Annotated in this window: 20 protein-coding genes and 1 pseudogene; 18 read left to right on the plus strand and 3 right to left on the minus strand. The window is 45.7% G+C overall.

Annotation, left to right across the window (positions count from 1 at the left end; all coding sequences use genetic code 11):
- Window positions 1–15: 15 nt before the first annotated feature.
- Window positions 16–681, plus strand: a complete 666-nt coding sequence (gene rpiA / locus GJV22_RS01195) for a ribose-5-phosphate isomerase RpiA (protein ID WP_163707534.1) — start codon at window positions 16–18, stop codon at window positions 679–681.
- Between the two features lie 82 nt (window positions 682–763).
- Here rpiA and GJV22_RS01200 read toward each other — a convergent pair whose 3' ends face one another.
- The gene (locus tag GJV22_RS01200) at window positions 764–1,897 is read right to left on the minus strand and encodes an aldose epimerase family protein (protein ID WP_205461713.1); all 1,134 of its coding nucleotides are present in this window, start codon (window positions 1,895–1,897) and stop codon (window positions 764–766) included.
- A 288-nt stretch (window positions 1,898–2,185) separates the two neighbouring features.
- Here GJV22_RS01200 and GJV22_RS01205 point away from each other — a divergent pair, with 288 nt between their 5' ends.
- From GJV22_RS01205 to GJV22_RS01265, 13 genes are all read left to right on the plus strand, one after another.
- Window positions 2,186–2,578 carry an HYC_CC_PP family protein gene (locus tag GJV22_RS01205; protein WP_163707537.1) on the plus strand — a complete coding sequence of 131 codons (393 nt, stop codon included), beginning with the start codon at window positions 2,186–2,188 and terminating at the stop codon, window positions 2,576–2,578.
- 126 nt (window positions 2,579–2,704) lie between these two features.
- A complete protein-coding gene (locus tag GJV22_RS01210; protein WP_163707541.1) occupies window positions 2,705–6,511 on the plus strand; it encodes an efflux RND transporter permease subunit in 3,807 nt (1,268 codons plus the stop codon).
- Window positions 6,508–7,743: a TolC family protein gene (locus GJV22_RS01215; protein WP_163707543.1), complete on the plus strand. Its 1,236-nt coding sequence runs from the start codon at window positions 6,508–6,510 to the stop codon at window positions 7,741–7,743. The genes GJV22_RS01210 and GJV22_RS01215 overlap by 4 nt, the downstream gene beginning before the upstream one ends.
- A gap of 23 nt (window positions 7,744–7,766) precedes the next feature.
- Complete coding sequence (locus GJV22_RS01220; RefSeq protein WP_163707547.1) at window positions 7,767–9,590, plus strand: efflux RND transporter periplasmic adaptor subunit; 1,824 nt, start codon at window positions 7,767–7,769, stop codon at window positions 9,588–9,590.
- 71 nt (window positions 9,591–9,661) lie between these two features.
- Window positions 9,662–9,994 (plus strand): LDCC motif putative metal-binding protein, encoded by a 333-nt coding sequence (locus GJV22_RS01225; RefSeq protein WP_163706902.1) that lies wholly within the window; start codon window positions 9,662–9,664, stop codon window positions 9,992–9,994.
- Entirely contained in the window at window positions 9,991–10,509 is a 519-nt protein-coding gene (locus GJV22_RS01230) for a hypothetical protein (protein ID WP_163707550.1), read from the plus strand. Before GJV22_RS01225 ends, GJV22_RS01230 begins: the two co-directional genes overlap by 4 nt.
- Before the next feature lie 10 nt (window positions 10,510–10,519).
- Window positions 10,520–10,759: a hypothetical protein gene (locus GJV22_RS01235; protein ID WP_163707552.1), complete on the plus strand. Its 240-nt coding sequence runs from the start codon at window positions 10,520–10,522 to the stop codon at window positions 10,757–10,759.
- Between the two features lie 5 nt (window positions 10,760–10,764).
- The gene (locus GJV22_RS01240) at window positions 10,765–11,106 is read left to right on the plus strand and encodes a P-II family nitrogen regulator (protein ID WP_163707555.1); all 342 of its coding nucleotides are present in this window, start codon (window positions 10,765–10,767) and stop codon (window positions 11,104–11,106) included.
- A gap of 16 nt (window positions 11,107–11,122) precedes the next feature.
- Complete coding sequence (locus GJV22_RS01245; RefSeq protein ID WP_163707558.1) at window positions 11,123–11,683, plus strand: helix-turn-helix domain-containing protein; 561 nt, start codon at window positions 11,123–11,125, stop codon at window positions 11,681–11,683.
- Window positions 11,684–11,777: 94 nt separating this feature from the next.
- Entirely contained in the window at window positions 11,778–12,008 is a 231-nt protein-coding gene (locus tag GJV22_RS01250) for a heavy metal-binding domain-containing protein (RefSeq protein WP_163707561.1), read from the plus strand.
- A gap of 45 nt (window positions 12,009–12,053) precedes the next feature.
- Window positions 12,054–12,305 carry an SHOCT domain-containing protein gene (locus tag GJV22_RS01255; RefSeq protein WP_238480255.1) on the plus strand — a complete coding sequence of 84 codons (252 nt, stop codon included), beginning with the start codon at window positions 12,054–12,056 and terminating at the stop codon, window positions 12,303–12,305.
- 34 nt (window positions 12,306–12,339) lie between these two features.
- Window positions 12,340–14,691, plus strand: a complete 2,352-nt coding sequence (locus GJV22_RS01260; protein ID WP_238480256.1) for a copper-transporting P-type ATPase — start codon at window positions 12,340–12,342, stop codon at window positions 14,689–14,691.
- A 34-nt stretch (window positions 14,692–14,725) separates the two neighbouring features.
- Window positions 14,726–15,079, plus strand: coding sequence for a heavy-metal-associated domain-containing protein (locus GJV22_RS01265; protein ID WP_163707567.1), 354 nt, complete (start codon window positions 14,726–14,728; stop codon window positions 15,077–15,079).
- Between the two features lie 100 nt (window positions 15,080–15,179).
- Here GJV22_RS01265 and GJV22_RS01270 read toward each other — a convergent pair whose 3' ends face one another.
- Window positions 15,180–15,956: a glycoside hydrolase family 16 protein gene (locus GJV22_RS01270; RefSeq protein ID WP_163707569.1), complete on the minus strand. Its 777-nt coding sequence runs from the start codon at window positions 15,954–15,956 to the stop codon at window positions 15,180–15,182.
- Between the two features lie 228 nt (window positions 15,957–16,184).
- Between GJV22_RS01270 and GJV22_RS22475 the strand changes: the two are divergent.
- A pseudogene (locus GJV22_RS22475) lies at window positions 16,185–16,331 on the plus strand (IS256 family transposase); the annotation flags it as partial.
- A 443-nt stretch (window positions 16,332–16,774) separates the two neighbouring features.
- Here the strand turns inward: GJV22_RS22475 and GJV22_RS01275 are convergent.
- The gene (locus tag GJV22_RS01275; RefSeq protein WP_163707574.1) at window positions 16,775–17,560 is read right to left on the minus strand and encodes an SGNH/GDSL hydrolase family protein; all 786 of its coding nucleotides are present in this window, start codon (window positions 17,558–17,560) and stop codon (window positions 16,775–16,777) included.
- A 215-nt stretch (window positions 17,561–17,775) separates the two neighbouring features.
- On the opposite strand from GJV22_RS01275, the gene GJV22_RS01280 reads away from it, so the two are divergent.
- The 3 genes from GJV22_RS01280 (at window position 17,776) to GJV22_RS01290 (ending at window position 19,784) form a co-directional block, all read left to right on the plus strand.
- Window positions 17,776–18,636: a helix-turn-helix domain-containing protein gene (locus tag GJV22_RS01280; protein ID WP_163707577.1), complete on the plus strand. Its 861-nt coding sequence runs from the start codon at window positions 17,776–17,778 to the stop codon at window positions 18,634–18,636.
- Window positions 18,637–18,740: 104 nt separating this feature from the next.
- Entirely contained in the window at window positions 18,741–19,364 is a 624-nt protein-coding gene (locus GJV22_RS01285) for a cysteine dioxygenase (protein WP_163707580.1), read from the plus strand.
- A gap of 51 nt (window positions 19,365–19,415) precedes the next feature.
- Window positions 19,416–19,784 (plus strand): DsrE family protein, encoded by a 369-nt coding sequence (locus GJV22_RS01290; protein WP_163707581.1) that lies wholly within the window; start codon window positions 19,416–19,418, stop codon window positions 19,782–19,784.
- Window positions 19,785–19,818 lie beyond the last annotated feature (34 nt).

Here is a 19,818-nt window from a genome sequence, read left to right on the forward strand (position 1 = left end):
CACAGCGAATAAACGATGAATGCAAAGCAACTGGTTGGCGAAAAGGCAACTGAATACATTCAGGATGGAATGATTGTGGGCCTGGGAACAGGCTCAACAGCTTACTGGGCCATTCAAAAGATTGGTCAACTCGTAAAAGAAGGTCTGAAAATAAAAGGTGTTCCAACATCAAAAGCAACTGAACAACTGGCGAATGAATTAAATATTCCATTGCTGGATGTTTCTGAAGTTCGATCGATTGATGTGACAATCGACGGAGCCGATGAATTTGATCCGAATAAACAATTGATAAAAGGCGGAGGTGGCGCTTTGCTTCGTGAAAAAATCGTAGCCCGTATCAGCAAAGTGTTCATTTGTATTGCCGATGCCAACAAGAGTTCCGAATTCCTGGGGAGTTACCCGCTACCCGTTGAAGTAACACCTTTTGCCTACCAGATCACAGCATATCAATTAGAACAATTGGGTTGTAAACCAACGCTACGGATGAAAGATGATAAACCCTATATCACCGACAACCAAAACTACATTATTGACTGTAAATTCGAACGGATCGACAATCCGTCTGAGCTGACTGTTCTTTTAAACCAGATTCCCGGAGTTGTTGAAAATGGTTTGTTTGCCAACATCGCGACCAAAATTATTTGCAATACCGAAGATGGTGGTATCGAAGTAATTGAATAGACTTCACATCTGCAACATACAAAGAAAGGCTGCCTAAACATTTAGGCAGCCTTTCTTATTTGTTCCGGAAATAGAACTGATCCTATTTGGCTGAGAACTTGTAAATCGTAGTTGAATGTAAAGTATCACCCGGCATTAAAACAGTATTCGGGAAATTAGCATGATTTGGTGAATCCGGATAATGTTGTGTCTCCAAACAAAGCCCGGTTCTGTGATCGAATGTTTTACCATATTTTCCGGTTAAAGTACCATCCTGGAAGTTACCTGAGTAAAACTGGATCGCTGGTTCGGTTGTGAAAATTTCCATATAACGACCAGACTCCGGCTCATACAAACTCCCGGCTAAAGTCATTTCACCAGCATTCTGATCTTTGTTCAAAATGTAGTTATGGTCATAACCCAAACCGATTTTGATGGGTTCGTAATCAGAGTTGATCCGTTCGCCGATTGGTGTTGGAGTTGTAAAATCCAGGTCAGTTCCTTTAATCGATGCAATCTCTCCAGTAGGAATTAACTCTTCATCAATTACAGTTGTTGAGTCTGCATCCAAATACATCACGTGACTTAAAATATCACCATTACCCTCGCCCTTCAGGTTGAAGTAAGCGTGATTAGTCAGGTTGAACGGACATGGTTTATCAGTGGTGGCTTCGTAGTCAATCTTCAACTCATTGTCATCGGTCAATGTGTAAGTAACTGTCACATCTTTGTTGCCGGGGAAACCAAATTGTCCATCCGGGCTATGAATCTTCATCGCCACCGCTTGACCTTCGTCAGTTACTTTTTCTTCTGCAGCAAAAATACTGTGCTTAAAGCCAATAAGTCCGTTGTGCAGGCAGTTTCCATGGTCATTGGCCGGCAACTGGTAAGTTGTTGTGTCAATCGTGAATGTTGCATTGCCAATCCGGTTCGCGTAAGGCCCAATAATGGCCCCGTATTCGTTATCGACATCCAGGTATTCCTGAATCGACTTCCAACCTAAGTTAACATCGGCCATTTTTCCGTTGCGATCAGGTGCAAAAATCGAAACAATTTTGCCGCCATAATTTGTGATAGCGACTTTCATGCCGTTGGCATTTTCCAAAATGTAAAGGTTGATTTGTTTGCCGTCCACCGAAGTTTCAAAATCGGCTTTAGTGAAAGGCATTAACTCTTTTTGGGCAGGCTGTTGACAGGCAAAAGCCAATACCAAAAAAATCAGTGATAGTTTTTTCATAAGTAAATAATTATCGTGTGTGTTTTATTTCCAGTCAGAACAAAGGTTAAAAATACTTTTAATATTTTCAACACCTTTCCCCTTTAATCACCACCCTGAATTCTTGTTTAAAAACATGATTATTAAAAACGGCACTCTCTAATCTTCTAAATATAATCTTAGAAGCAGTGACAGAGCCCACTGAGTAACTGCACTGGTGTTAATATTCTTAAAATCAAGCTAATTTTATAAGAAAATAGAAACAATGCAAACGAATAATCGTTATAATTGCAGTGACAAAAGCCTAAAATGGTTCGAAAAATCAGTCATATTACCATTGTTTTCCTGTTGTTAGTTTTAACAATGGGTTTCACTGTATCTAAGCATTACTGCGGTGATTCATTGGTTGATGTGTCCGTTTTTTCGGGAACTGCTGACAGCTGTACAAGTGACCAAAATGCTTGCGATATGGGCAGTTGTTGTCACAATGAAAACCATGTATACCAATTGCACGAAGATTATACTTCGCCGATCGTTTTGGATCATGTGGCTTTCTTTCAAGTTGAATTGGCTACATTCTGCCTGCAGTTGCTTCACGAAAACAATATAGCTGAAGTCAACTCAATCGTAAATCACATTGAATCGCCTCCGCCAAAACTCGTTTGCGAGGTTCTTTCCGATTTTCAGGTTTATCGTTTATGATTTTTTGAACGCTTTTCGGTTTCAGTATTCACTGATTCCGATTGATTTCGCGTGCATCCGATCTTGCATGCTGTTTCGTGATTATTTAATCAATCACACGCGTTCAATTTTCATAAATCGAAAACCATGCTCAATAGAATCATTCGTTTCTTTTTAGAGAATAAGCTGGTTACCTTCCTCATTCTGACGCTCCTTATCAGTTGGGGAGTTATCAATTCACCATTCGGATGGAACACCGGTATTTTACCGTCAGATCCGGTTCCGGTGGATGCCATCCCCGACATTGGAGAGAACCAGCAAATCGTATACACCGAGTGGGCAGGCCGGAGCCCTCAGGACATTGAAGACCAAATCTCCTACCCGCTCACCACTTCGCTTTTGGGAATCCCCGGGGTGAAAACCATCCGGAGTAACTCCATCTTCGGTCTATCCAGTATTTACATCATTTTCGATGAAGATGTCGATTTTTACTGGAGCCGAACCCGGATTTTGGAAAAATTAAACTCGCTTCCTGCCGGGACACTACCAGATGAAGTAACGCCATCGCTTGGGCCGGACGCAACAGCCCTAGGGCAAATTTACTGGTATACCCTGGAAGGACGTGACAAAGACGGGAAGCCGGCCGGAGGCTGGGATCCGCAGGAATTGCGTTCCGTGCAGGACTATTACGTTCGCTATTCCTTAACTTCGGCACAAGGAGTTGCCGAGGTCGCCTCCATTGGCGGATTCGTTAAAGAATATCAGGTAGATATTGATCCGAATGCCATGAAAGCCAATGGAGTCAATGTCATGCAAATCATGAACGCTGTAAAAAACAGCAACCTCGATATTGGTGCGCGAACCTTGGAATATAACCGAGCCGAGTACCTAATCCGGGCTTTGGGATACATTGAAAACATTCAGGATTTAGAAGAAAGCGTTGTAGCCGTTAATAACAATGTGCCCATCCGCATTAAAGATGTGGCGAAAGTAAACTTTGGCCCTGCCACCCGTCGCGGCGGACTGGATAAAGGCGGGGCCGAAGCCGTTGGTGGCGTTGTGGTTGCTCGCTACGGTGCAAACCCCATGCAAACCATCGAGAACCTAAAAGCTAAAATCGCAGAGATTGCTCCGGGGTTGCCCTCTAAAACGTTGGCCGACGGCACTGTTTCCAAAGTTACCATTGTTCCCTTTTACGACCGCACCGGGCTAATCAAAGAAACATTGGGAACACTGGAAGAAGCTCTTTCCCTGGAGATTTTGATTAGCATTATCGTGGTAATTGTGCTGGTGCTGAATTTAAGAGCCTCATTCCTGATTTCAAGCTTATTGCCAATCGGGGTACTGATGACTTTCATCTTTATGCGGCGATTTGGCGTGGATGCCAACATTGTTGCCCTGTCGGGTATCGCGATTGCCATTGGGGTGATGGTCGATGTCGGGGTCGTCTTCACCGAGAATATCATCCGTCATCTGGAGATGGCTGAAAACCTTGGCGCAAAAGGTAAAAAGCTTTTGACTGTCGTTTATGAAGCCACTGTCGAAGTAGCCGGAGCGGTGATCACCGCCTTGTCAACTACTGTGGTCAGCTTCCTTCCGGTATTTGCCATGGAAGCTGCCGAAGGGAAACTCTTCAAGCCGCTGGCTTTCACCAAAACATTTGCCATGCTTTCGGCTTTGTTTATTGGCTTGGTTTTCATCCCGGCATTTGCCAACGTCGTCTTCTCCATTCGTTTCGACAAACGGAAAGTAAAAATGATCTTCAACAGTATGCTGGTTGTTGCCGGAATTGCGTTGTCCATTATCTCAGGAAATTGGGTCGCACTAGCGCTAGTTGCTATCGGTGCTAATAATCTGTTGGAATACCGCTGGCCGAAGAACCGAAAACAGTTCACGAATTACATCAATGTCACCATTACACTCATCGTGGTTGTTTTCTTCATGACCAAAGCATGGATGCCGATGGGTGCACAAAATTCTATGCTGACCAACTTCCTGTTTGCAATTGCGGTAATCGGCATTATACTCGGGGCACTCATGACGATTGTCCATTTTTATTCTTTCATATTGAAATGGTGTTTGGCAAATAAATGGACCTTCCTAAGTATCCCAATTATTGTGGTTGTTCTGGGAATCGTCATCTGGCAAGGTTTCAACAAAACATTCGGCTTTGTGCCCGATTTTGTCAAGGACACCAAAGCGTGGCAAGCAACAAGTGATCGGTTTCCCGGCATCGGAAAAGAATTCATGCCCAACCTGGACGAAGGTTCTTTCCTACTGATGCCGACGACCATGCCCCACTCCGGTGTTCAGGAGAATCTGGAAGTGATCGCCATGCTCGATAAAAAGGTCAATTCAATTCCTGAAGTAGAAAATGTCGTCGGTAAATGGGGACGCGTAAACTCGGCACTCGACCCGGCACCGGTTTCCATGTACGAGAATATCATCAATTATAAATCGGAATACATTCTGAACGAAGAGGGACATCGCATGCGTTTTAAAGTGAATAAAGATGATGCATATGTTCTGAAAGACGGTTCTGTCTATAACCCGACAACCGATGGGTTCCGCCTGATTAGCAAAGAAAATCTGGTTGAAGATAAAAACGGTGAATACTTCCGCCAATGGCGCGACAAGATCCACTCGCCGGATGATATCTGGCAAGAGATCATCAAAGAATCCACCATTCCGGGATTGACCTCAGCGCCGAAATTGCAGCCCATCCAAACCCGCTTGGTGATGTTGCAAACCGGCATGCGTGCCCCGATGGGAATCAAAGTTTTCGGCCCCGATCTGGAGACCATTGAAAAAGTTGGTTATGAATTGGAAAACGAGCTGAAGCATGTCAACGGTGTTGAGCCCATGTCGGTTTTTGCCGACCGTGTTGTTGGGAAACCGTACATCGAACTAAAGATTAACCGGAAAGCCTTATCCAGATACGGACTAACCATACAGGCATTGCAGTCGGTTATTGGCAGTGCCATCGGAGGTATGCAGCTTACGACAACCGTTGAAGGCCGCGAACGCTACCCCGTTCGGGTGCGCTATGCCCGTGAGTTCCGAGATAATCCGGACGATCTGAAAAAGGTTCTCATCCCAACTCCCGCAGGAGCGCAGGTTCCGCTAGGCGAGTTGGTCGACATTCAATATACCCGCGGACCACAGATGATCAAAAGTGAAGACACGTTCCTGGTTGGCTATGTGATCTTCGACAAAAAACCGGGCTATGCTGAGGTGGACGTTGTAGAGAATGCGCAAAAGTATCTGCAGGATAAAATTGATGCCGGGGAAATTACGATTCCTTCCGGTGTAAAATACGTGTTCACCGGGAACTATGAGAATCAAATTCGGGCCACAAACCGCTTGCTGGTCGTCGTCCCAATTTCGCTCATTCTCATTTTCCTGATTCTCTACTTCCAGTTTAAATCAGTCACCATGTCGGCCATGACCTTCTCCGGAATTTTGGTTGCTTTCTCCGGAGGTTTCATCATGCTATGGCTTTACGGACAAAGCTGGTTTATGAACTTCAGCCTGGGAGGCATCAACATTCGCGATATGTTTCAAATGGGAACGGTCAACCTGAGCGTTGCGGTTTGGGTCGGCTTCATTGCCCTGTTTGGTGTTGCGACCGACGATGGCGTGATTATGGGAACTTACCTGAAGCAAGTCTTCAGCCGAAACAAGCCCGGCACTGTTGCTGAAATCCGCCAGTCCATTCTCGAAGCCGGTACGCAGCGGGTACGTCCCGCAATGATGACGGCTGCGACAACCATCATCGCACTGATTCCTGTGCTCACCTCAACCGGTAAAGGTTCCGATATTATGGTCCCGATGGCCATCCCCTCTTTTGGCGGAATGATTATCCAGGTGATGACCATGTTTGTGGTGCCTGTTCTATTTAGCATGTGGCAGGAAAGTCAACTGAAACGCTCACTCAAAAAAGCACAGTCATGAAAAGATTAATGTACACAATCATATGCAGCTTTTTATTGCTCAATTCTTTTAGCGTACATGCACAAAAAGAACTAAACGGCTATTTGCAAGCTGCCGCGGAAAACAATCCGGGGCTAATAGCCTCATTCAACGAGTACATGGCTGCTTTGGAGGCCGTGTCCCAAGTGAGCAGTTTGCCTGATCCGCAGGTGGCCTTCGGCTATTTTATCAAACCAGTGGAAACACGGAATGGGCCAATGAATTTCAAAATTTCGGCCTCTCAAATGTTCCCTTGGTTTGGTACGTTGCGAGCCAAAGAAGATGCAGCGACGCATGCCGCCAAAGCCAAATACGAGCAATTTCTGGAAGCGAAATCCAAACTCTTTAATGAGGTTCGAAGTACCTATTTCAACCTGTATTTTTCGAACAAGGCCATTGTGGCGACCAATGAAAATCTGGAGCTGCTCACCTCCCTGCAAAAACTGGCAATCATTAAAGTGGAAGCCGGAACGAGCTCGATGGTTGATGAATACCGGATTGAAATAGAGATCGGAGATTTGGAGAACCAATTGGCGCTACTACGGGATAAACTGTTCACCCAGCAGACCATGTTCAACAAGTTGCTGAACCGTGAACAGCAAGAACAGATCAACCTTCCGGATACGCTTTGGGATGAAGGACTGCCCTACCCAAAGACTGCGATTCGCGATAGCATATTGGCACAAAACCACCAACTGCTGAATCTTGATCTGCAGGAACAAGCCTTGCAATTCAAACAGGAGGCTGCTCGCAAAACCGGATTGCCGCAAATTATGGTTGGCCTTGACTACACTTTTGTAGGGAAAGGCGACAACAACCTTTCCGGAAAAGACGCTCTCGTATTGCCCCAGGTTGGCATTACGATTCCGCTTTACCGAAATAAGTATAAATCGATGGTCAACGAAGCGGTGTACCTGGAGACAGCCAAACAGAATGAAAAGCTGAATAAATCGAATATCCTGGAAACCGTTTTCGAGCAAGGATGGAAAGATTTTCAGGATGCTGACCGGCGGATTACACTGAACGAAAACCAGGCTAAACTGGCTCGAATGTCCATCGACTTGTTGGAAACAGATTACAGTAATACCGGTAAAAATTTCGAGGAAATTCTCCGAATGGAACGGAAGCTGTTGCTCTACCAACTTGAACTGGAAAAGGCGCGTGCAGACAAGCAAGCGGCCCGGTCGTTTATCAATTACCTCATGGGAAAATAAGTGGAATATTAGAATCAAACAAAATGAAAAAATTCATTCAACAAATAAAACAAAACTACCGGCTGGTGCTAGTTGTGCTAATTGTCGGACTATTGTTGGGCTGGCTAATCCGTCCTTCCGGCGAAACTCCGGCAGCAAACGAAACGGCTTTGCATGAGGCCCATGACCATGCCGAAGAAGCAACGGTCTGGACCTGTTCCATGCACCCGCAAGTGCGCTCGGACAAACCGGGGAAATGTCCCATTTGCGCAATGGACCTGATTCCCTTGAGCTCCATGCAATCGGACGATGAAGGGACCAATCCGAACGATATTGTGATGACTGAATCAGCCGCCAAGCTAGCTGCTGTCCAAACAATGGTTATCCGGAAGGGAGCTGCCGAAAAAAGCATTTTCCTGCAAGGGAAAGTACAGGCCGACGAACGAAACCTGGCAGAAATGACCGCTCGTTTCGGGGGCCGAATAGAAAAGCTCTTTATCAACTTTACCGGGCAACAGGTCAGTCAAGGCGAAAAACTGGCAACCATTTATTCACCCGAACTGATCACTGCTCAACGTGAATTGCTTGAGGCTGTTAAGTTGAAAGATTCCCGTCCATCATTGTATAAAGCTTCGCGCGAAAAACTGAAGTTGTGGGATTTAACCGACAACCAGATTTCAGCAATTGAAAGCCACGGAGAGCCGCAAACCTATTTCGACATTCTCGCGACCATCTCGGGAACCGTCATGAACCGCCATGTGGCTGTCGGCGATTACGTTAAAAAAGGCGATCAGCTCTTTCAGCTCATCAACCTCTCGCAGGTTTGGGTTTTGTTCGATGCTTACGAAAGCGATTTGCCCTGGCTTAAGGTTGGCGATCCGGTGACATTCACCGTGCAAGCTATGCCAGGAAAGGAATTCACCGGAAAAATCAGTTACATCGACCCGTTCCTGAATGGATCCAGCCGGGTGGCTAAAGTCCGGCTTGTCGTTAATAATCCGCAACAGGAACTGAAACCGGAAATGTTTGTCAACGGCATCGTCGAATCCGATAAAGCTGAAAAAACAAACGAGTTGCTGATTCCCAAATCAGCGGTGCTGTGGACCGGAAAGCGATCCGTGGTTTATGTAAAAGTTCAGGGAACCGAAAATCCAACATTCAGCTTCCGACAAATTGAATTGGGCCCGGAAACCGGCAACTACTATGTCGTGGCAAACGGCTTGAACGAAGGCGAAGAAGTGGCGGTAAACGGCGTATTCAAAATCGATGCAGCAGCGCAACTACAAGGACTGACCAGCATGATGAATCCCGAAGGTGGGGATTCCGGAGCCGGAAAAATGCCGGGGATGGATATGGGAGGAAGCTCCAATAGCGCCGCTAAACAAAAAGAAGCTCCAGCTGAAATTGACAAATCCAAAATCTCCGTTCAATTCAAGAAACAGCTTCAACAAGTGTACGATGTGTACCTGAATATGAAAAATGCATTCATCGAAAGCGATGCCAAACAAGTTGCCTCTGATGCATCAGAAGTAAAAAAAGCATTGCAAAAAGTAAACATGGAATTGCTGAAAGGTGATGCCCATATGGCCTGGATGGATCAATTAAAAGTCATCAGCAGCACCATCGATAACATCAGCAAGAGCACTGATATTGCCCTGCAACGAAAAGAGTTTGCCGCCTTCAACATGGCCTTCCATAAAAGTATCAAACAATATGGGATGAATGGCGCGACAGCTTATTACCAATATTGCCCCATGGCCAACAGCGACCAGGGAGCCTATTGGTTAAGCGAGACTAAAGAAATCCGGAATCCTTATTTCGGAGAAGATATGCTGGGATGTGGAGAAAACAGGGAAACCCTGGAATAAGATAAGGCAGGGGGGAGCTGATTGCTCCACCTCCAGCCTTCAAATTGCGTAAAACCATAAAAAGTACTGTCATGGAAGATTTCATTCAAACTCATCAAATTCGGACTAAAAAACCACTGTCCGAAGATTTGAAAAAGGCATGCCAGGCTTTGATTGATTCCACAAACGGGATCCAAACAATTTCGTTTTCTGAGAACCTGATTACAGTCGAGTACAACCCTTATCAAATCACTGAAGGAAACCTGGAGCAATTGATCTCCGAACTCGGAATTAAAATAACATCTCCGGAAAAAACAGGATTTCTGAAGCGCTGGTTAAAATACATCGCAAAAGAAAATAAAGAAAGTCTTGGAAGCGGACGTTTGGACTGCTGCGACATGAACCATAAAAAACATCAAACATGAAACCAATAACTTTTATTAACCTATGCGCTGCCCTGGCGCTTTTTGTACTAACTGCTTGCAGTAAAAACGAAGATACATCAGAGCAGACAATCACAGGAACCTACGTCGGAACCTTAAAAAGTTCGGCCAGCACAACTACCCCTATCGCTGCGACCGCAACAGTTGTTGAAACCGGGGATCTGGAGATTGAGCTTCACTGCCTGAGCGACGAGCTGGATACCACTCTGGTCCTGAAATACTACCATAATGATGACAGCATTATGGTCTGTCTGACTGGTGATGACTTTGAGCACATGTACGGACACATGTTGGGACAAGGACATATGATGGGTGGCATGATGGGCGATTTGTCTGATGGAGAGACCGAATGGATGCATCACTTAAACGACGAACATCAGGATGGTGACGAACATTTTGGAGGATTTGACATGCAACATCATACTTTCGGATATCGTTTCGAAATGATGGACGGCGACATGCCTTACAACCTGACCTTTCAAGGCGTGAAAGAATAAAACAACAATCATGTTACTTGGTACACTCATAATCGCAATCATACTAGTGGCATTCGTCATGCTTGCCCTGGGAGTGAAACTGCTGTTCGATAAAAATGCTGAGTTTACCGTTCATTCCTGCGCGTTGGAAGATGATGAAAGCCTTGATAAGGACCTAAGCTGCTCCAAATGCCAGTTGAGAGACTTGGTAGATTGCCCCGAGAATAAGGGAAAAGAAAACATTGAAATCGAAGAAAAACCATCAAAGTAAATCGCATGAAACTAGTCAAAGCATATATCAGACACAGAAAGGCGGAAGAAGTATTCCACACACTCAAAAGCGGTGGCTTTTGCTGCATGACCTTCGTGGAGTGTGAAGGAACCGGCCAATATTCCGACCATGAAAAGCAACACATCAGTGACAAGTACCCGTTTGCTGACGCCTACCGGGTCATCAAACTGGAAATTTTGATCGCGGAAGAACATGTAGCTTCGGTTGTCGAACTCATCCGCAAAAGCGGAAGGACTGGCTACCGGGGTGACGGACTGGTCATTGTTTCGCCCGTCGATGAGGTTTATAAAGTCCGCACCGACGACAATGGAATTCTTGCAATATAATGACACAAATTAGCCTATGGACATCTACATCAAAAATATGGTTTGCAACCGCTGCATCATGGTTGTTTCAGACATTTTCAAGGAAGCCGGATTGCCGGATGCAAGCGTACAACTGGGCAAAGTATCGGTTGCCGGGTCAGTTGCCGATGAAAAACTGGGTTCCATCACTAACAAGCTCCACGCAGCGGGTTTTGAAATCATCAATGATGGTAAAAGCCGCCTGATAGAACAAATCAAAAAGCTCACGATTGACTTTGTCTACCAAAAACCGGAGGATGTGCATGTAAATTTCTCAGAGTTCCTGTCGGCCAGACTGAATCTGGACTACAACTACCTGAGCACACTTTTTTCGTCGGTAGAAAGCTCAACCATTGAAAAGCACCTGATCAACATGAAGATTGAGCGGGTGAAAGAATTGCTGGTGTACGATGAAAAATCGCTGAGCGAAATTGCCTGGGAAATGGGTTACAGCAGCGTGGCCCATTTATCGGGTCAATTCAAAAAGGTCACCGGCTTCACGCCTTCATTTTTTAAAAAACTGGGCGAACAAAAGCGAAAATCAATCGACAAGGTTTAAAACCTTAAAATGATGTAAATGAAATTGAAAATTGTGTAACAGAACCGGGTTGTTCATCGCGTAACTTTGAAGTATAATTTAAAATCAACGAGTTATGAAAACACTGAGAGAAATATTCAAAAGATTTGGGCCATCAAATGAGCTAAGAGAAAGTGCTCCCTGTTGCGGAGGTGGCGGAAGCGCTCATCGTCATCACCAGGCAGAACAAGGTGGCCATGCAAAAATGCTATACCAATGCCCAATGAAATGTGAAGGCGACAAAACCTACGATGAACCAGGCAATTGTCCGATCTGTAACATGCATCTGACCCCGGTAAAAAATTGAATTGATTAGATCTGCCTCCGCCCCGCGGAGAAGACCCAAATGGGTGTGAAGAAAATAATAAAGGAGAATATCATGCACGGATTAAATGGAATGAGTTGGGGAATGGGCTTCGGCTGGCTGATCGGTCTGATCATTCTGATCATCCTGATCTGGCTGATTGTGAAAGCAGTCAACAACGGCAGTACTTCAGCTCCTCAACAATCAAAATCAGCCTTGGAAATCTTAAAAGAAAGATATGCCAAGGGCGAAATCGACAAAGAAGAATTTGAAACTAAAAAGCGGGCCATTTTATCATGACCGGCGTCGATTCAAATTAAGAAAGAAGGACCACATGAATATTGAAACGGCAACAAAATATTACTGTCCCATGCATTGCGAAGGTGATAAAACCTACGACAAGCCCGGCGATTGCCCGGTTTGCAATATGCATTTGGTTCCGGGCGACACGGAATCCGAAAACGGGCATCGCAAACATGACCATGCACACCGCGGCCATGACCACCCTCATGCTCATCAGCCAGCAACCGACCAACAGCAGAAAAGCCACGGGCAGTACTATTGCCCCATGCGCTGCGAGGGCGACAAAACGTATGATGAGACAGGGGACTGTCCGGTTTGCGGCATGCACCTGTTAAAGGAAGAAACAAGACCGGCGGGAAGAAAAGCGGAAGAAACCAGCGACGAAGAAAATGCCTGGCACCAAATGGCTAAAAAGTTTTGGCTGGCGTTGGCTTTGAGTCTTCCGGTATTCATCATTGCCATGTCCGATATGTTCAGCTTCCTACACCTTGAAAATCTGGCATCAAAAAGTGTTTGGAACTGGATTGAATTTGCATTGGCAACACCGGTTGTGTTTTATTCCGGCTGGAGCTTTTTCAAACGGGGATACAGTTCCGTTATCCGTCGCTCGCCCAACATGTGGACATTGATTTCCATTGGGGTTGGTGCAGCTTACCTGTTCAGTGTGCTGGCCATGCTGGTCCCGGGGCTTTTCCCGGCACAGTTTAAAGATCCACAGGGGAATGTTCACGTATACTTCGAAGCAGCTGCGGTCATCCTCACCCTTGTTTTATTGGGGCAGGTGCTCGAACTTCGGGCACACAGCAAAACAAACTCCGCTATTAAAGCTTTGTTGCAGCTTACTCCGCCTGTTGCCCGTGTGATCCGTAACGGACAGGAAGAAAAAATTCCCCTGGAGGAAGTGGACGTTGGCGATCTGCTTAAAGTAAAGCCCGGCGAGAAAGTTCCGGTGGATGGCAAAATTACCGAAGGCAGTGCCGTGATCGATGAAAGCATGATCACCGGAGAGCCCATCCCTGCAGAAAAATCGGTCAACGAACCGGTAACCGGCGGGACGATTAACGGGAACACCACTTTCACCATGAAAGCCGAGAAAGTTGGTGCAGACACGCTCCTCTCCCAAATTATTGAAATGGTGAATGAAGCCGGTCGCTCTCGTGCCCCCATTCAAAAGCTGGCCGACTTAGTGGCCAAATACTTTGTACAGATTGTCATCAGTATTGCGCTGATCACCTTTGCTGTTTGGGCCATTTGGGGTCCCGATCCTGCTTATGTGTATGCTTTCGTGAATGCGGTGGCGGTGCTGATTATTGCCTGTCCCTGTGCCTTGGGTTTGGCAACTCCTATCTCAATCATGGTTGGAACCGGACGTGGTGCCCAGTCGGGTGTTTTGGTCAAAGATGCGCGGGCCATCGAAGAAATGAATAAAGTCGATACGCTGATCATCGATAAAACCGGAACCATCACCGAAGGAAAACCATCCTTAAAATCATACCTCTCCTTTGGGGATAAAACAGATGAAGAAATCCTTCAACTGGCGGCTTCCATTGATGCCAATAGTGAACATCCCATTGCTGATGCGATAGTAAAAGGAGCAAAGCAGAAAAATATTAAACTGATCATGCCTGATCAATTTGAAGCCATAACCGGAAAAGGAGTACAGGCCATCTTTCAGTCTAAAAAATTAGGATTGGGGAACCACCGTCTACTGGAAGATTTTGAAGCCACACTTGACGAAGAAAAACAAAAAATAGTGAAAGAATGGCAGTCTTCAGGGCAAACCGTGATGTACCTGTTGCTCGAACACCAGGTAGAAGGAATTGTCAGCGTGGCGGATAAAATAAAGGAAAGCTCAGCCAAAGCGGTAACGGCCTTGCAGCAACTGGGCGTAAAAGTACACATGCTTACCGGCGACAACGAGTTTACCGCGAAAGCAGTAGCCGAAGAACTACACCTGGATGGTTACCAGGCGGATTGTTTGCCCGAAGATAAATACAAGCGGGTAAAAGAATTGCAGCAGCAAGGAAAGGTGGTGGCCATGGCGGGCGACGGCATTAACGATGCCCCGGCGCTGGCACAAGCCAACATTGGCATTGCCATGGGAACCGGAACTGACATTGCCATGCAAAGCGCCGAAATCACCTTAGTGAAAGGCGACCTCAACGGCATTGTCCGTGCACGGGACTTAAGTCATAAAGTGATGCAGAACATCAAACAAAACCTGTTTTTTGCCTTTGTGTACAACTCCATAGGGGTACCCATTGCGGCAGGTTTGCTGTATCCGTTTTTTGGCATTTTACTTAGTCCAATGATTGCTGCCGCAGCGATGAGCTTTAGTTCAGTATCGGTCATTTCGAACGCTTTACGATTAAAAAACAAATAGAGATAATTAGTTTTAACCTTAAAAATTTACAAAGATGAAAACAAGAGTATTGAGTTTGGTTGCCTTGTTCCTGATGGGAACTGCAACCGTATTTGCAGCCAGCAAAACCGAAAAATTTAAAGTGTACGGTAACTGTGGCATGTGTGAAAAGACCATCGAGAAAGCTGCGCTTTCTGTAGAAGGTGTCAGTGTAGCCGATTGGAACAAGGAAACCAAACAAATCGAAGTGACCTTCGACGATGCGAAAACCGACGTGCATAAAGTGCATATGGCCATTGCCAAGTCTGGTTACGACACCGACATGCACAAAGCGACAGCCGAAGCTTACGAAGCGTTGCCAGGCTGCTGCCAGTACGACCGTGCTCCGGAAAAACCGGAAATGAAATAACATGCCAAAGGGATGTCATCAGCCAACGCGGATGTCATCCCTTCTTTTTTTCCCGTCATAAATAGCTTGATTACTTACCCCGGGGAATCTCCAACGGTGCTTATTCCTCAGTCATACCCTCAAAAGGAAACGCACCTTCAAACTTCCCGATATAATCCTGTACAACCTCTTTTTGAGGCTGAATGTGCACCCAGTTGATCGTTAACTCGGCGTCTTTCCGGTCTCCGGGAGCCTGGCCTTCATTCAGCCAAAAATTGATATGCAAACTCGCTTTCCCTGCCTTTGGAATGTAATCTCCGTCATAGGTCCACTCGTTGATCAAATAGCCCGGCGAGGGCAAACTATCCGCATGACCGTGGTAACTTTCAAATTCGATGTTATCCTTCCTCCAGATAAATTTGTGTGTCGAATAATCGCCGGATAAGTTCAAGGCAAATCGTTCGTGGTTTTCATCGTCATAAGGTGAAGGTTGTACTGTATACCAACCCAGCATGGATTGTGAGTCGCGATTCGGAAATTCAATATCGATTTCGGAGCTGTCATTTTCATAAACAAATAAGCCCACAATAATATTGGAAGCGTATTTTTCGACATTGCTCGCCACATGAAACTTGTACTCGCCGTAGCCAAATTTCTGTTTGGAGTAGATCTCGGAACAATGCCACTCCCCTCTGATCTTTCTAATCTTCAGGTGCAGAAAACCGTTAGAATCAACCCAAACACTTTTTGAGCTGTCTGACCAATAGTTTGGGCCGGGGCCTGCAAAGCCATCTTTGACATACCATTCTATTCCGGCAAATTGGATTGTCCGTTGTGCGAACGAACTAAGTGAGCTCATCAAAAGCGCCAATAAAACTGTATAGCCTATTTTTCTCATCGTGCCTGAAATTGCCAATATAACTGTTATCATTCAATCAAAGTCCCGGCATCACATATCGCGTCTGTTGTAAGAACATAAAAGTTAAGTAAAAAAATCTGACTAATCAGCGTTTGACAACCACTATTTTAAGATAAACAGATCGGTGCAGCTTTGTTGTCTCTTTCGGGAGTTCGAGGGTTGGTGCATGTTGAGGAACGGATTTTGGAGGGCCTCAGTGTCCGTTAGGCGATTCCCAACGATATGGCCCTAATGAAAATACTTTACCTTGCTCAACAGCAAATAACCAAAGCATGGACCACCAAACCAAACTATTGGGGACAAGTAAAACAAGAGTTAATTATTAAATTCGGAGAACGGTGCAAAAACGATTGACACAGTTTAATGAACATTACCTACTTCAGAGGTACCCCTCCCCACCTCAAAACAGACTCGTCGGTGTTCGAAAACGACTCGAGTCACAAAGAAGCTAACTGAAGTTACCCTAGAACCGACTTGAGTCACCAAAGAAGCTAACTGAAGTTCCCTTAGAGCCGACTTGAGTCACCAAAGAAGCTAACTGAAGTTACCTCAGAACCGACTTGAGTCACAAAGAAGCTAACTGAAGTTACCTCAGAACCGACTTGAGTCACCAAAGAAGCTAACTGAAGTTACCTCAGAACCGACTTGAATCACCAAAAAGATGAGTCGAGTCACCTTCGAACTGATTTGAGTCATCAAAAAGGTGCCTGCAATCGGTTCCGCGGTCCGCGAAATCGGCGACAAGGTATCTGTTGTCAGTTCGGAGGTACCCGCGAGAGAATGGCTGGTACGCTGATCTAGTCGAGATAGACTTTCAGAAATCCTAAACGGGTGCTTACTTGCTTTATCCATTCGCGGGCCATCAGTTCGTGGCCAAATACGGTGGGATGCACACCGTCCCAAATCCAGTAGTCAATTGGGGCGCGTTGTTGCGCTTCTTCAAATATCTTCGGGTAATCGATTAAAACGGCATCGAAATCAGCAGCAATGCGTTTCACAATTTCGGCGTGCTCCAGGGTTAACGGGTTCCATGTTGCATACTGCTCTTTTCGCCAGCCGGCAGCAAAGAAGAAAGGCAATCCGAGTACGATCAGCAGCCGGGGATTTTGCTCGCGGCACGACGTTAGCAATTGGCGGTAGCTTGCCTCAAAAGCCGCGGCATCGATGGCCGTATCGCTTTCCTCAACCAGCGCATTCACATCGTTAATGCCCACCAGCAAGCTCAGCACATCGGGCTTTAGATCCAGGGTGTCGGCTTGCCAGCGTTCAGCAAGGTTGCTGACGGTATTGCCACTAATTCCGCGGTTAATAAAGTGAAAACCGGCTTCGGGAAAATCGGCGCCAATCCGGCTCGACACGGCAAAACAGTAGCCATGCCCCAAAATGTGGTTTGGGTCGTCGGTTCGTCCGCGATTACCATCGGTAATGGAATCGCCCTGAAACAGAAAAGTCAGCTTTTCCTTCTCGGGCTTTTCAACTGGTTTCGTATTCGTTGTACAGGCGGTAGCCAGCCCGGCCGTAGCCACACCGGCTACTGTCGCGAGCTTGATAAAATCTCTGCGGGATGATTTGTTTGTTGTCATTGGGTTTGTTTTTCGACTGCCTAAATTAGGAAACTTCTGTCAAAAAGGTCGGCTGCCAACTCAATTTCAACAATCATTTAACCGACAAATTATTTTATCGAATCAAGGCTTAAAAACCATAACCTCAACTACTAAATTATCGTTATAAAAGATAAACAAGTCTTATTTAACGAATACTTAGTACCCCAAAACCAATCTTCAAAAAGAAAACGATCATGTTGAACTTCTACAAAATTGTCAAAGAAAACCTCAACTTTAACCGCTTTGAATTTCGTGAAACCGTTTGTTTGGAGTACACCTGCCCGATTGATGCTGAGCAGATCGGCATTTTCTCGCGCAACGACTACCTGGTGTATGTTTTAAGCGGAAAGAAGACTTATAAAACCATTAATGGCGAGTGGACTTTGGTTCCCGGTCAAACGCTGTATTTAAAGAAAGGTGCCGAAGTGATTCACCAGTATTTCGACGATGAATACTGCATGCTGGGCTTCTTTCTGTCGGACGAGCTGATAAAGGAAACCCTGGCTGAAATGAAAGGCAAGGTCGCTCTGAACAGCTCGCAAAAGTCGGAAGAGTTCACGGCTAAAATGGTTCAGCCGTCGGAATACCTCGAAGGTTTTTTTCACTCCATGTTGACTTACTTCAGGGGAATTAGCCGCCCGCCCGAACCTATTCTGGTGTTAAAACTGAAAGAATTGCTGATAAACCTGATGAGTTGCGATCCGCTGCTAACCGCTTATTTCTGTAACCTGAGTGAGACCGACAAGCCGTCGCTGCAACAAATCATGGAGAAAAACTATTGTTTCAAGCTTCGGCTGGAAGATTATGCGGAACTGTGCCACCGCAGTTTGTCGACCTTTAAGCGCGACTTTCAGCAGATTTACAACGAAACGCCGGGCAAATGGATCATGAAACGCCGGGTAAAACATGCGGCCAACCTGTTGGTTAATTCAAGCCAAACAGTTACCGAGGTGGCTTTCGAAACCGGCTTTGAAGACCTCTCCCATTTCAGCCGGGTATTTAAACAAGTCACCGGAAAAGCACCAAGAGAATACAAAAAATCGATCGCCATTTGATCGTTTTTTGGCATTTGGACGAATTAGTCAACACAACGAACTTTTAAGCAAAATACGATAGTCGGATAGTTCTCAACTTTGCATTGTACAAAACACCGAGAACTATGAAAGACTTATTCAACACAACAACAAATGAATCGAATCGCTTCAGCGGAGTTAATTTCTTCCATTACTCGAACCGATTCGGCAACAGCTTCGAACTCACCAAACAACCGGAAGTTTCAAGCCATAAAATCCATCCCGAAGAACTTTTAACACCGAATGCTTTCTACCAAATGTCGGTTGGGCAGATTCCTAACTTGTGGGCTGTCTGCCTGGACCTGGCCACCCGCTTTCAAACGAAAGCTAAAAAATTCACCGTTTCCGATCTGGTTCAATTCATGACAAGTGTTCCTTCTTTAGATCAGGAAGAAGTGAAACGATTTGTTCGGAACAGCGAAACCCATCAGGTGCTGGTCAACAACGATCAGTTTAAAATCCTGCTGATTCACTGGAAGCCCGGAGAAACAACGTCCATTCACGGGCACAACGGAACGGAGTGCGTTTTTAAACTGCTGCAGGGAAAACTCGAAGAACTGCGCCATACACCCGATCGCGAGGCACGTTTACTCTCTTCGTCCAGCTACCTCCCCGGTAGCATTGGTTACCTCAACGACCAGATGGCCTACCACCAGGTTGGCAATCCTTACGGAACATCAGCCATCAGTCTGCATGTCTATCTCAAGTAATTCAACTTATAAACAGCAATCAGTACTAATTAATCATTTAAAACACACAGTATGGAAACTCAAAGAAAATTAGTCGTCGTTATTTCTCACGGTCTGGACAACGAACGCTCATCAGTAGCATGGAGTATCGCCAATGGCGGAATCAACAATGGGTTGGATGTATCAATCTTCCTGGTTAGTTCAGGAATTGATTGGGTGCGCAAAGGAGCTGCGGAACGTGCCCGACCCAATCCGGAAGATCCGATGATGAAGGATATGATTCAGAAAGTGATCGACAGCGGATGCCAAATAGGCGTTTGTCCGCCCTGTGCCAAAGTAAGAGGTTACGAAAGTGCCGATTTGGTGGACGGCGTAACCATCGTGGGCTCGGTATTCATTCACGAACGTGTAAAAGAAGGCGCTGCCATCTTAAGCTTCTAAAAAGACCGATTCAATTTTAGGAATGAAAAAGGGA

It is taken from the genome of Mangrovibacterium lignilyticum (assembly GCF_010882175.1).
GTDB lineage: Bacteria > Bacteroidota > Bacteroidia > Bacteroidales > Prolixibacteraceae > Mangrovibacterium > Mangrovibacterium lignilyticum.